The organism is Acidithiobacillus sp. YTS05 (assembly GCF_024396695.1).
Lineage (GTDB): Bacteria > Pseudomonadota > Gammaproteobacteria > Acidithiobacillales > Acidithiobacillaceae > Igneacidithiobacillus > Igneacidithiobacillus copahuensis.
Genome location: NZ_CP094359.1, coordinates 470,645 through 483,348, shown reverse-complemented (window position 1 = coordinate 483,348; position 12,704 = coordinate 470,645). Strand labels below are relative to the sequence as shown.

Genomic DNA, 12,704 nt, shown 5'->3' with positions numbered 1-12,704 from the left:
TACGCCTCAGGCAACTAGCAGAGCGCGAAAGGCATCCACATCCTCGACCTGAGCAAGCTGCTGCCGCACGTTTTCCTGCGCCAGACGCGCGGCGATGTGGGACAGTAGCTCCAGGTGCTCCATAGCTTCTCCGGCGGGTACCAGCACGGCCACAAAGATGTGCACGCCTTCCGCATCGGGCGCGGCAAATCCCACTGCCGTACGAGTGCGCAACGCGGCGACCGCAGCGCTGGCAAGATCCGGCAAACGCGTATGTGGCACCGCCACTCCGAAGCCCAGTGCCGTGGAACCCTGCATTTCGCGAGTCATCAGAGCGTCATAAATTTTTTGCTGCGCGATTCCCGTGCTCTCACTGAGCCTCTCGGCCAGGGCCTGCAAGACCCCCGTCATACTGACGGCCGGACTGTCGAGAAGAATCGCCTTTGCGGGGAGCGGCAAAGCAGCCATGGTCATTCGCTTTCGGTGGCAAGGACTGCAGCTACCGGACTGCTCCGATGGCGCTGCAGTTTTTCCTTGTATTGACGCACCTGACCGTCAATCTTGTCGGCCAGTTGGTCGATGGCGGCGTACATGTCGGCATCACGCGCCTCGGCGTGAAAATCGTGTCCGGGAGCGCTGACAGTGATCTCCACCACGTTGGAAAGTTTCTCGTGGGGAAGGAACTTCAACACGACGCGCCCATCGATGACGCGATCGAAGTAGTGATCAAGGCGCCCGAGTTTTTCGTGCACTCGGTTCTTGATGGCCTCGGTGAGGTCCAGGTGTTGGCCGGTGATGTGTAATTGCATGGCAAGCTCCTAGCTTTCGTTTATGGGAGTCCATCACTGCTTTACCGCTCCGCTCTCAGTGTAGCGCCTTGGCCGCCTTTGCAAAAGCCAAGGAGCGGGAGACATTGGCTACAAGCGGCGACGCTGGCTGGCGGGCGGAATATTGGCCGCCTCACGATACTTGGCGACGGTACGGCGGGCAATCTGGATGCCCTGCTCGGCGAGTACCTTGGCGATTTCGGCGTCGCTCAATGGATGCTGGCTGTCTTCTGCCTGAACCATCTTGAGAATCACGGCACGAATAGCGGTGGCAGACGCCGCCCCCCCTTGGTCCGTACCCACATGACTGGAGAAGAAATACTTAAATTCAAACAAACCGCGGGGGGTGGTCATGAACTTTTGGTTGGTGACTCGGGAGATCGTCGATTCGTGCATCTCCACGGCCTCGGCGATGTCGCGCAGGACCATGGGACGCATCGCCTCCGGCCCGTGCATAAAAAAATCCTTTTGCTGTTCAACAATCGCCGTCGCTACCTTGAGGATGGTTTCCTGCCGACTCTGTAGGCTCTTGATGAACCAGCGCGCCTCATTGAGCTGATCCTGGATGTACCGGTGCGCGGCATCCTTGCCGCCGGACAGGCCCGCGTAATGACGATTGATACGCAGCCGCGGCATCGCCTCGGCGTTCAGTTCTACCCGCAGCCGTTTGCCTACCCAACGCACGATGACATCGGGAATGACGTATTCCGAGGCTCCAGCACCAATTTCGCTGCCGGGTTTGGGATTGAGGGCAGCAATCAGGGCAACAGCAGCGCGCAACTTCTCCTCGCGCGCATCCAGGGCCTGCGCCAGGCGGACATAGTCATGTTTGGCCAAAAGCTCGAGCTGCTCGTCGACGATACGGCGGGCGAGGAGCAGGGCATCATCTTCTTCCTCGATCTGCTGCAACTGCAAGGAAAGGCATTCCGCCAGACTGCGGGCAGCGACCCCTGGCGGGTCAAATTCCTGAATCTGCCGCAAGATCGCTTCCAGCTCCGCCAGCGGTCGACCAGAGGTCTCCACCAGCTCGCTAAGCTCCGCGCCCAGATAGCCGGTATCGTCGATGGCATCGATGATCAACTCCGCCAGATTGCGATCATCGCTCTCGAAAAAGGTGAGGTTAGCCTGCCAGCGGAGGTAGTCCTGCAGGCTTTGTTCGCGGCTGTTGCGCGCCTCGAAATCGGGCAGATCCTCATCATTGGCCGTTGCGCTTCCTGCGGCGCTGCTGCCCATGTCGAACACATCTTCCCACTGGCTGTCGACGGGCAGCTCTTCGGGCAGGCTGGTTTCCGCCGCAAGATCGAGCTGGCGCTCCTCCGGTGCGGGGGATGGACCATCACTCGCCGCCAGCTCCACGCCTTCTTCCTCATCGAGGAGTGGATTACTGTCGAGCATCATCTGCACTTCCTGCTGCAGGTCGAGGGTCGACAACTGCAGAAGGCGGATCGCCTGCTGCAATTGTGGGGTCATGGCCAGATGCTGACCGAGTTTGAGTTCGAGTCCTTGCTTCATGATTCAGATCTTGAACTGCTCTCCCAGATAGACTTCGCGCACGGCGGGATTGTCGATGAGGTCTTGCGGGCCGCCCGCAGCCAGCACCTGACCATCATGCAGGATATATGCGCGCTGGCAAATACCCAAGGTTTCACGCACGTTGTGATCGGTGATGAGAACGCCGATGCCGCGCGCACTCAGGCCGGAAATCAACTGCTGAATCTCGATCACAGAGATCGGATCAATACCGGCGAAGGGTTCATCGAGCAGAACGAAGCGCGGGCTCATGGCCAGGGTGCGGGCAATTTCCACCCGCCGCCGCTCCCCCCCCGAGAGGCTTTGTCCGCGGGTGTTGCGCAGATTTTGCAGATGCAATTCGGCGAGCAGCTGCTCCAGACGCTCCTGCCGTTCTTCGCTGCCCAGAGGCAACTGTTCGAGCACTGCCAGGACATTGTCGGCGGCACTGAGCTGACGGAATACCGAGGGTTCCTGGGGAAGATAACCAAGCCCCATGCGCGCGCGCTGATGCATGGGGAGTTTGCCGATATCCTGGTCATTGAGGTAGATCCGACCGCTATCGGGTCGAATCAGGCCTACCATCATATAAAACGTCGTGGTCTTGCCGGCGCCGTTCGGTCCTAGCAGCCCCACCACCTCGCCGGCCTTCACTTCCACCGACACCCCGCGCACCACGGTGCGTCGGCGAAAGCGTTTGACCAGGGATTCCGCGCGCAGCTGGGACGTCATGGCTTGGCACTACCACCCTTGGCCGGATAGAAGACCGAGCGTACCCGCTGGCCAGGGCTTGCCGTCACGGCCGTCTGTTGGCTCTGCAAAAGATAGGTGACCTGATTCCCGCTGACCTCGTTTTTCCCCTGCCAAAGGTGGGCGTCGCCGCTGAGGATGATACGGCCGCTGCCGGGTTCATAGGTCAGCTGCTGGCCATAGCCATGGCGCTCGGCACTGGACATGGTGAAACTCACCGGGCTGCCCGTGGCTACCGCTTTCTCTACCTTACCAGCGGCGGCGTGGATGGTGAGCTGCGCAGCGTGGATGATGAGATCCCCCTGCTGCATAACGACATCACCGCTATAGATGGCCTCCTGCACGGGTTTGTTCTGGCCCTGCAGCTGGTCAGCGGAAATGTGGATGGGCCCCTTGCCGAGTCCCGCATCCGGCGCGTTTGCCGCGCTGACCGAAAGCGGAACCAGACAAGACAAAAGAACGAAGCAACACTTACGGTACATAAGTTCCTCGCACCTGATGCAACAAGCGGAACTGCTCTGTTTTTACCGACGCCCACAACCCAACCCCCTGCAGGGTACTGCGCCCATGGGTCAGAAAGACCGGATCCTGAGTCTCGATCACGCCGCTCTTGGGGTCATAACGCAATCTTTCCGTACGCAGGGTACTGTCAGACCCCAACGTCGCAAGCACCTGCCCCCAGGCGAGGAGCTCCTGATCGCCGTTACGCAGAAGACCATGCTCGGCCTGCAGGGCAAGGTTCCCCTGACGGCGGAAGCGTTCCAGCGAAAGACCGTTGAGAAAGGTCTGATTGCCCTCGGGCAGATGGTAGGCATCCTGTGCATGGGCGAGTAATTGTAGTTGTCCCTGCGCGTCATACTCGCGCAGGACGACATCGCTGGCGGCCTGATCACCGCGCCGAATGCCACCATGCCAATCCACGGCAACGAAGGGTATGGGTTGTTTTGGCCAAGTCAGCCACAACAGTCCTGCGCCCAGTAGAGCAAAGAACAGGAGTCCAGGCAGACGCAGGTTCATACCTGACCCAGGGCGCGCGCCATGATACCGCCCCAATGCCCCTGGACACGCAAGATTTCCTCGCTCAGTTCGCGCACTGCGCCCATACCACCCGGGCGTTGCGCGATCCAGTGCGCACGCGCCAGGACTTCGGGGTGCGCATCAGCGGGCGCCGCGGCGAGCCCCACGCGGCCGAGAATACCGAGATCGATCAGATCATCCCCCATGTAGGCGACTTCCTCTTCCCGCCGCTGGGTGGCGAAGAGTAATTCGGTGTAGGCGACGATCTTGTCGACACTGCCCTGATACACACGCTGGATGCCGAGATCACGGGCCCGATGAGCGAGGGCCTGGGAATAGCGCGCGGTGATCAGCGCCACCTCGATGCCACAATCCTGCAGGAGGCGGATGCCATGCCCATCGCGCACATGAAAACTCTTGCTTTCCCGCCCTTCTGCATCGAAGAGCAGGCGGCCATCGGTGAGCACCCCATCAACGTCCAGGACCAACAGGCGTATCCGCGCACAGCGCTCGCTGCAATCCGTCATGCGACCCCCGCATGTAATAGATCGTGCATACTGATAGCGCCCGCCAGGCGATCCTCGTCATCGACGATCAGCAATACCGCCACCCGTTCGGCATCCATCCGCGCCATCGCTTCTGCTGCCAAGGCGTCGGCGCTGATACACAACGGCTTGGGACGATAGAAATCGGCCATAGGACGCCCCCAGAGATCCTGTTGCTCGGCGAAGGCTCGGCGTAAGTCGCCATCGGTGAAGATGCCCAAAAGGTGATCGTCGTCATCGACCACTGTCGTCATGCCCATGCCTTTGCCACTCATCTCCAGGATCGCCTCGTGCACCGGGGTCGAAAGCCGCACCCGCGGCAACTGCTCAACCCGGCGCATCAGGTCTTCCACCCGCAGCAATAAACGCTTTCCCAGAGCGCCACCGGGATGGGAGAGAGCAAAATCATCCGCGGAAAAACCCCGGGCACTGAGTAGGGCCATGGCTAGGGCATCCCCCATGGCGAGGCTGGCAGTGGTCGAGGCGGTGGGCGCCAGATTCAGCGGGCAGGCCTCGCGCGCCACGGCACAATCCAGATGCACGTCTGCCCGTCGCGCCAGAGTAGAGTCCGCCTTGCCGGTGAGGGCGATCAGGGGGACGCCGATGCGTTTTACCACCGGCAGAATGGCAAGCAGCTCCGCGGTTTCGCCGGAATTGGACAGGGCCAGGAGCAGATCGGACGCCGTGAGCATGCCAAGATCGCCATGACTGCCCTCGGCAGGATGGAGAAAAAGGGCGGGACTCCCCGTACTGGCCAGAGTCGCGGCGATCTTCTTACCGATGATCCCGGATTTTCCCATGCCGCTGACGACAATGCGGCCCGGACAGGCGAGCAGCAATCGACACGCGGCGACGAAGGCGTCGTCGAGTCGCGCCTCGAGGGCCTCCAGCGCTTCCCGCTCCAGACGCAGGGTTTCCCGGCCGGTACGCAGCAGGAGTTCACTATTGGCGGAAGCTTCAGTCATTGCTGCGACTCGCCTCATAGGCAATGCGACACTCGGGATGCGCCGCCATCACCTTGTCGACGTCAGCAAAGCTGCTCTGTTGCAAGAGTTCCCAACATTTCAGATTAAGCGCTGCCAGCTCATGCGGGTGCTGACGATACCAGGCCACCGATCCACTCTCCGGGCGACCACTGAGGATCTGCGGGCGATCGGCCCAGAACAGCAGAACGAACAGGGCGACTGCCCCTAGAAAAATGAGCCCATAAATGATCTTCATCGACGCACAAACCCGCGAACCACATCTCTCACTCGATCTCTTCCCCATACTGTGTATTCAGAAGCGCTACCAGCCGCTCCTCACGTTTCTGGAGATCGGCAAGCAAATTTTCGGCCAGATTATCCCACAAGCCGCGCAAAGGCACGAGTGCCGCCCCAGCCTCCATCTCTTGCAGGAGCTCCGCGACCTTGTCGAGACTCTCCCGCAACTGCAGACCGCTACTCAGGCAATTCTTGATCCGTTCGCGCGGGTGCGGAATCCACGAACGATCCGCACTGTAGGAGCGCAATTTTTCTCCACACTCCAGAATACGCCGCCGCAGCTTGCCCAGGGCGCCGATCTTGCTGCTCTTCAGTTCGCCCCACAGCGCCAGATCCATCACCGCCAACCAGTGCTCGCGCCACTCCTGTACCTGGGCAGCACTTGGCTGCACCCAGATGGTCACTTCCGCTTCATCAAAGGCCACTACGTTCCTCCATAGTGCAGGCGGGCGGCCTGCAAACGCTCCGGCGTACCCACGTCACACCAATACCCTTGCTGAAGATAAGCACGGAGAAGACCTTTCGCCACCCATTGCCGCAGCCAGGGTGCCAGGGGCGCGGGGCCGTCGGGAAAATTCGCCAGCCAGGCAGCGTCCAGAAGGGCAAGGCCAGAATAGGTGTAGGTCGACAAGCCCGGAGCTGGCATTGCCAGCCAACCTTCCCGTACGGCGAAATCGCCTTCGGGATGGTGCGCGGGGTTATCCACCAGAACCAGGCCGGGAGCGCTGGCCAACAACTGCGCCAGGGGATACTCCGTGCAGATATCGCCATTGAGCAGAAGAAAGGGGGCATTTTCCAGACGCTCGCGCAGGGCTACGAGTGCGCCGCCGGTCTCCAGACGCTGCGTCCTTTCGTCGCTATACTCCAGCGACATCCCCTGCCACTGCCGGCCCAGGAAGCGGGGCAAAAGGGCTCCCAAATGCGAGAGATTGATGAAGACCCGCTCCACTCCGGCGGCGGCCAGATGGTCCAGGTGGCGGACGATGAGCGGACGCCCGGCAACGCTCAACAGCGGCTTGGGGAGAAAGTCGGTGCGCGGACGCAGGCGCTCGCCCCGCCCGGCTGCGAGGATCACCGCCTGTCGCATGGCGACCAGCCCCGGAACAAGGGCACGAAGCGTCGCCAGGCCTCCTGCCCGGCCAGCAGGTCCTCGACGTAGGCCCAAAAGCGCGGCAGCAATTCGAGATATCCGCTCTTGCCATCGCGGTACGCCAAACGGCAAAAAATACCGAGGATTTTCAGATTACGTTGTAGCGCCATGACCTCTGTCTGCACGCGAAATGCTTCGGCGCCCGGGACGGCCAATCCGTGCCGCTGCAGCAGACAGCGATACTGCTCGATCCAGCCATCGCGCCGCGCCCGTCCCCAGTCCCAGTAACGATCCCAGAGCAGGGAGGCGAGATCGTAGGTCCACGGCCCGAGCACGGCGTCCTGAAAGTCGATCAGTACCGGCGTGCCGTCGGGCCGTAGCAGGAGATTACGGGCATGGAAATCGCGGTGTACCCAGATGCTGGGCTGCTGGCGCGCTCCGTCCAGCAAGGCGGAAAACAGCATACCGATCTGATCCTGCTCAGCACTCGACAAGGTAACGCCGAGATGCCGCCGGAGATACCAGTCGGGGAAGAGCGACAGCTCCTGCTGCAGCCGTTGTGCATCATAGGGCGGAAAGGGCGGGCGGAGAACCCTACCTTGCGCTGCCGCCGCCAAGCCCAGCAGCAGGGGGAATACCCTGGCCATAATGGCATCCGGCGACTCACCCGCATCCAGCGCGCTCTTGAGGTCACGGGAACCCACATCCTCCTGCAGGAGCAGACGATACCGCAGAGAAACCACAAGGATGCGCGGCACGGGCAGGCCCGCCTCGGCAAAGCGATGCTGCACGCGCAGGAAGGGTAAAAGCTCGTCGGCGTGCGGCACTTGTGCCAGGACGCTTTCACCAGGTGCCCGCCAATAGCGGCGTGCGCTGGCATCGCCAGGAATCGGCTGCAGAACGGTCGGCTCCACGCCATGGGCGCGCAAGAAGCGTTCGGCGGCGGCACTGAGCTGGGGAAGGGGGCTGAGAGATTGCGACATACGCACATTCTGTGCGATTTTACGCGCCTATGCCTAGCCCTGGGACATGCTCGATGGCCGTCGGCCGGTTACGCCCGCCGCGCTGGTCCCTGACCTGCGCGGCAGCGGTCTTCTGCACTTTTGCCGCGCCAGCCTGGGCGCAAGATGGGCCGGTGACCCTCTACGCCGACCAGATCCAGGGCCTCGGCAGCGGCCAATGGACGGCCTCGGGTAATGTGGAGGTGCTCTACGGCGATCGTCGCCTCTATGCCCATCAGGCCCATTACGACGAGAAGAAGGACGAGATCATCGCCAAGGGGCAGGTACACCTGGTCAGCCCCGGAATCGTCACCAATGCGCCGGAGGCAACCCTGAAGATCCACAGCAATCAGGGTATCGTTCTCCATCCGCGTTTCCTGCTGCCGAGTCAGGATGGCCATGGACAGGCGAGCAGCGGGCGGGAGCTTGGCAAGAATCACTACCGCCTCAACGAAGCCTGCTACACCACTTGCCACGGGCAGGTCCCGGCCTGGCAGATCTACAGTCAACAGCTGGATCTCAACCAGAACGACCAATACATTAGCACCTACAACAGCACCCTGAATGTCTATGGCCTGCCGGTCCTCTGGCTGCCCTATTTCAGTTTTCCGCTGCAGCGCCATTCCGGATTTCTGCCACCGACCATTGGCAGTTCCACCATCAATGGCTTTACCTTGGGTATCCCCTACTATTTCGACATCGCTAGCAATCTGGATGACACTCTCACCGTAGAGGGACTGACCAAGCGCGGCGTATTACTACAAAACCAGTTCCGCTATCTGGAGCCCAACTATAGTGGACAACTGCTCCTTGCCTTGCTGCCCCACGACAAGCTCACCGGCAGCAATGTCTGGGCGGTATCCTGGCAGCACCAGCAGAATCTGGGTGATGGTTTTGCGCTCTCGGTCAACTACAATCGTGTCAGCTATCGGAATTTCCTCGCTGATCTCTCCGGGGTTACCGGCTTCAACGGCGGCTATATCGGCGGGGTCGGCAATGCGCCGTATCTGACCTCCACCGGCGCCATCAGCTATGGCAATCGCCATCTGCAGGCGGGTGTCATGCTGCAGGGCTATCAGGAACTGCTCCAAGGAGAAGCTGCGCCCTATGCGCAACTTCCCTATGTCTACGCCAATGGTTATTGGCGCCTCGGCAAGACCGGCTATTTCGACTGGCGCAGCAACTTCAATTATTTCTATGCCAGCACCGGCCCCATCGGTCAGCGCCTCGATCTCACTCCCACCATCGGTTGGAAATGGAGTCGCGCCTGGGGCTACCTGGAACCGCAGGGGCGGCTCTATTTCAGCCATTACCAGATCCAGCGCAATGGCCCTTACGACCGGGTCAGCAACCGCAGTCTGCCCGCCCTGAGCCTGCGCGGCGGTCTCAACTTTGTTCGCGATGCCCAGGATGGCAGCAGTATCGTCCTGCATCCCATGTTCAAATACCTGTTTATTCCTCTGCAGGCACAGAACCAGATCCCGAATTTCGATTCCAGCACACCTTTCCAGAACTACAATTCCATCTTTACCGACAACTCGCTATTTGACGGCAGCGATCGGATCAACGCGGCCAATCAGTTGGCCTATGGCCTGGAGGGGTCGGGCTACAACCCTAATGGCCGGGAAGTCTGGAGCGCCGCCATCGGCCAGATCCAGTATTTCAACCGGCGACAGATCGACCTTGCCGGCAATATCGTGGCGCAGAACAGCCGTTCCAATTATTTCTGGCAGGCCCAGTACGCTCCCTTGGCCAATCTCAATTTCCTCGCCAGCTCCGAAACCGACTCCGACTGGCAGCGTTTCGAGCGCATGGATTTCCGCGCGCAATGGTTGGCCCACAATGGGACCGTGCTCAATCTCGATTATCGCTATACGCGCAACTACGTAGATCAGGCGGGCGTCTCTGCAGCGCTTCCCATCGGCAAGCAGTGGCGGGTTCTGGGCAGCTACCAATACGATGTTCAGGATAACAAGCCCTTGGAGCAGCTGGTCGGGATCGGCTATGATGGCGGTTGCTGGACGGCTCAACTGATGATGTTCCACCAGATTCTACTGGGGGGGCAGACGAACAACGCCGTCTACCTGGAAATCGTGCTGCGCGGTTTGACCAGCATTGGCAATAGTTCCAACGGTTTCCTCGATCAATATGTGCCCGGCGCCAGCATGGAGTTCTGATGTCTCGATACCGCTCTGCCCTTTTCCTCGCCGCTTTGGCTAGCAGTTGCTCTGCCTGGGCCGCAACCCCTTTCGTCAACCGGGAGACACTCCTGGCTGCTCCACCGCCCCCGCAGTCGCGGGTCTTTTCTGCTCGCTCCACGGTGGCAGCGCAAGCCGCGCCCCTGCCACAGAACCTCGACACCCTCAACAAGGTAGTGGCAGTGGTGAACGAGCAGATCATCACCTCGCTGCAACTCAATCAGAAGGTCGGCGCCATCAAGGCACAACTGCAGCAACAGGATCCCGGCCAGTTGCCGCCGGATGCGATTCTGCGCCGTCAGGTGCTGCAACAGATGATCCTGCAGGACATCGAGGTGCAGATGGCCAAACGCATGGAGATCAACGTCGATCAGGCCACGCTGGACCAGGCCATTGCCAATATCGCCCACAGCAACAACCTGACCCCCGATCAGCTGCGCGAGGCACTGACCCAGCAGGGACAGTCCTGGTCGGAGTTCGAGGACAATCTACGTGAACGGATCCTGGTGGACCGTCTGCAGCAACAAGAGGTCGAGGCGCGGGTGCATCTCGGAAAAGACGAGATTCAGACCTTTGCTCGCCAGCTCAAACAAACTGCAGGGGTGAGTTTTGAATTGCAGCAGATCTTCCTGCCCTTGCCCGGAGACCCCAGCCCGGATGCCGTGACTCAGGTGCGCCAGGACATCGAGCGCGTGCACGAGCAACTGGTAAACGGCGCCAGCTTCACCCGTCTGGCCACCGAGGTCAGCGCTGCCCGCGATGCCCTGCAGGGCGGTCGCCTGGGCTGGATCAAGGCCGCCGAGCTACCCAGCGCTGTCACCCAGGCCCTACTCAAACTGCAGCCTGGCGATATCAGCCCGGTGATCCCCAGCGCCACCGGTTATCACATTTTCAAGCTCCTTGATGTCAAGCATCAAGAGCCGTCGGTGACGGAGGTCAAGGCAGCGATGATCGTGTTGCACGCCGGCAAAGGGATTGAGGAGCAGGAGGCACAATCCCAGGCCAAGGACATCGAGTCGAGCCTACAATCGGGGGTAAATTTCAGCGCACTGGCTCGGCGCTACAGTCAGGATCGTGCCACCGCAGCCAATGGTGGCGAATTGGGCTGGGTGGCACCGGGAAGCCTGCCAGACGAGCTGGAACGCGCGTTGATGAGCTTGCCGGTGGGCAATGTCAGTGCCCCCATCCAAATCGGCGATGCCATCTACATCGTGCAGTCGCAAGGCCATCGCGAGGCTGCCCTGAGTGATACGCAGCTGGAGTCGGTCGCGCGCATGCAGCTGTTCAACCGCACCGTTCGCGAGCGTATGGAAGAGTGGCAGCGGCGCATCCGGGACGGCGCCTATGTCGAAATTCTCGACCCGGATCTGCGCTTGCGCAACGCCTGAGATGAATAGCTCCGTTTCGACTGGAAAGGCGCAACAGAGTCCAGAGTCGCTCCTGGGACACCGGCCTTTGCCTGCTATCGCCTGGACACCGACCTGGACCCTGTTTCGCAAAGAGGTCTTACGTTTCGCCCGCGTCTGGTTACAGACAATTGCCGCGCCCTTGGTTACCACACTGCTGTATCTGCTGGTTTTCGGTCATGCCCTGGGGGGGCACATCCGTATCTACCCTGGGGTCTCCTACATCGCCTTCATCGTTCCCGGTCTGATGATGATGTCGGTGCTGCAGAATGCCTTTGCCAATAGTTCTTCCAGTCTGATTCAGGCCAAGGTGACGGGCAACATCATTTTTCTTCTGCTCAGCCCGCTGCGGCCGACGGAGATCTTTTTGGCGATGACCGCAGCGTCCATCGTCCGCGGTATCGTCGTGGGATTGGCCATCCTGCTACTGGCCCTGCTGTTCCTCCATCTACCCCTGCAACATCCAGTCTGGATATTGCTGTTTACCGTCTTCGGTGCGGGAGGAATGGGAGCGCTGGGCATCATCGCCGGGCTTTGGGCAGAAAAATTCGACCAGATTGCCGGCTTTCAGAATTTTCTGATCATGCCTTTGACCTTTCTTGCCGGGGTGTTCTATTCCGTGCAGTCGTTACCGGGGATCTGGCGTCACCTGTCCATGGTCAATCCTTTCCTCTACATCGTCGATGGTTTCCGTTACGGTTTCTTTGGCGATGCCGACGTCTCGGTCTGGGCTTCTCTCGCCGTCGCTCTGGCCTTTTTTCTACTCAGTTCTGCGGTCGCCTGGCGCCTCCTGGCCAGCGGGTACAAGCTGCGTCCCTGAGCGACGGGATCACAGACACGACAATTTCAGGTAAGATGAAAAAATGATGCAAGCAGATACGATCCGTTCCCTCATCGAGTCCGGTCTTCCCGGCGCCGAGGTGCATGTATACGGTGACGATGGCGCCCATTTCGAGGCCGTGGTCATCGCTGGGCAATTTCAGGGCCAGAGCCTCGTCAAACGGCACCAGACAGTGTATTCCTGTCTGGGCGAGCGCATGCGTGAGGAAATCCACGCCCTGCAGCTACGCACCTTGACCCCCGACGAAGCTGCGGCTCGTTCCTGATTTTTTCACTCTCA

Annotated in this window: 16 protein-coding genes; 4 read left to right on the top strand and 12 right to left on the bottom strand. The window is 60.5% G+C overall.

Features of this window, described 5'->3' with window-relative positions; genetic code table 11:
- Positions 1–6: 6 nt before the first annotated feature.
- The 12 genes from MQE22_RS02330 to MQE22_RS02275 form a co-directional block, all read right to left on the bottom strand.
- Positions 7–447: a PTS sugar transporter subunit IIA gene (locus MQE22_RS02330; RefSeq protein ID WP_215871516.1), complete on the bottom strand. Its 441-nt coding sequence runs from the start codon at positions 445–447 to the stop codon at positions 7–9.
- Between the two features lie 2 nt (positions 448–449).
- Positions 450–788 carry a ribosome hibernation-promoting factor, HPF/YfiA family gene (gene hpf, locus MQE22_RS02325; protein ID WP_215871517.1) on the bottom strand — a complete coding sequence of 113 codons (339 nt, stop codon included), beginning with the start codon at positions 786–788 and terminating at the stop codon, positions 450–452.
- Between the two features lie 108 nt (positions 789–896).
- The gene (locus MQE22_RS02320) at positions 897–2,318 is read right to left on the bottom strand and encodes an RNA polymerase factor sigma-54 (protein ID WP_215871518.1); all 1,422 of its coding nucleotides are present in this window, start codon (positions 2,316–2,318) and stop codon (positions 897–899) included.
- Between the two features lie 3 nt (positions 2,319–2,321).
- Positions 2,322–3,047, bottom strand: a complete 726-nt coding sequence (gene lptB / locus MQE22_RS02315) for an LPS export ABC transporter ATP-binding protein (protein ID WP_215871519.1) — start codon at positions 3,045–3,047, stop codon at positions 2,322–2,324.
- Positions 3,044–3,547: a lipopolysaccharide transport periplasmic protein LptA gene (gene lptA, locus MQE22_RS02310; RefSeq protein WP_215871520.1), complete on the bottom strand. Its 504-nt coding sequence runs from the start codon at positions 3,545–3,547 to the stop codon at positions 3,044–3,046. Before lptA ends, lptB begins: the two co-directional genes overlap by 4 nt.
- The gene (lptC, locus tag MQE22_RS02305) at positions 3,537–4,082 is read right to left on the bottom strand and encodes an LPS export ABC transporter periplasmic protein LptC (protein ID WP_215871521.1); all 546 of its coding nucleotides are present in this window, start codon (positions 4,080–4,082) and stop codon (positions 3,537–3,539) included. The genes lptA and lptC overlap by 11 nt, the downstream gene beginning before the upstream one ends.
- Positions 4,079–4,609: a KdsC family phosphatase gene (locus tag MQE22_RS02300; protein ID WP_215871522.1), complete on the bottom strand. Its 531-nt coding sequence runs from the start codon at positions 4,607–4,609 to the stop codon at positions 4,079–4,081. Before MQE22_RS02300 ends, lptC begins: the two co-directional genes overlap by 4 nt.
- Positions 4,606–5,592, bottom strand: coding sequence for a KpsF/GutQ family sugar-phosphate isomerase (locus MQE22_RS02295; protein WP_215871523.1), 987 nt, complete (start codon positions 5,590–5,592; stop codon positions 4,606–4,608). The genes MQE22_RS02300 and MQE22_RS02295 overlap by 4 nt, the downstream gene beginning before the upstream one ends.
- Complete coding sequence (locus tag MQE22_RS02290) at positions 5,585–5,848, bottom strand: EexN family lipoprotein (RefSeq protein ID WP_215871524.1); 264 nt, start codon at positions 5,846–5,848, stop codon at positions 5,585–5,587. The genes MQE22_RS02295 and MQE22_RS02290 overlap by 8 nt, the downstream gene beginning before the upstream one ends.
- Before the next feature lie 28 nt (positions 5,849–5,876).
- Complete coding sequence (locus MQE22_RS02285) at positions 5,877–6,314, bottom strand: hypothetical protein (RefSeq protein ID WP_215871525.1); 438 nt, start codon at positions 6,312–6,314, stop codon at positions 5,877–5,879.
- Positions 6,314–6,976 carry a nucleotidyltransferase family protein gene (locus MQE22_RS02280; RefSeq protein WP_215871526.1) on the bottom strand — a complete coding sequence of 221 codons (663 nt, stop codon included), beginning with the start codon at positions 6,974–6,976 and terminating at the stop codon, positions 6,314–6,316. The genes MQE22_RS02285 and MQE22_RS02280 overlap by 1 nt, the downstream gene beginning before the upstream one ends.
- A complete protein-coding gene (locus MQE22_RS02275) occupies positions 6,961–7,962 on the bottom strand; it encodes an aminoglycoside phosphotransferase family protein (protein ID WP_215871527.1) in 1,002 nt (333 codons plus the stop codon). The genes MQE22_RS02280 and MQE22_RS02275 overlap by 16 nt, the downstream gene beginning before the upstream one ends.
- A gap of 53 nt (positions 7,963–8,015) precedes the next feature.
- Between MQE22_RS02275 and MQE22_RS02270 the strand changes: the two genes are divergently transcribed.
- Genes MQE22_RS02270 through MQE22_RS02255 form a run of 4 tightly spaced genes read left to right on the top strand, consistent with a single transcriptional unit; the run spans position 8,016 to position 12,690 of the window.
- On the top strand, positions 8,016–10,157 hold the full coding sequence (locus tag MQE22_RS02270) for an LPS-assembly protein LptD (protein ID WP_215871528.1): 2,142 nt from the start codon (positions 8,016–8,018) through the stop codon (positions 10,155–10,157).
- The gene (locus MQE22_RS02265) at positions 10,157–11,566 is read left to right on the top strand and encodes a peptidylprolyl isomerase (RefSeq protein ID WP_215871529.1); all 1,410 of its coding nucleotides are present in this window, start codon (positions 10,157–10,159) and stop codon (positions 11,564–11,566) included. The genes MQE22_RS02270 and MQE22_RS02265 overlap by 1 nt, the downstream gene beginning before the upstream one ends.
- Before the next feature lies 1 nt (position 11,567).
- Positions 11,568–12,404, top strand: coding sequence for an ABC transporter permease (locus MQE22_RS02260; RefSeq protein WP_215871530.1), 837 nt, complete (start codon positions 11,568–11,570; stop codon positions 12,402–12,404).
- Between the two features lie 43 nt (positions 12,405–12,447).
- Positions 12,448–12,690, top strand: coding sequence for a BolA family protein (locus tag MQE22_RS02255; RefSeq protein WP_226827529.1), 243 nt, complete (start codon positions 12,448–12,450; stop codon positions 12,688–12,690).
- The last annotated feature ends 14 nt before the right edge of the window (positions 12,691–12,704 follow it).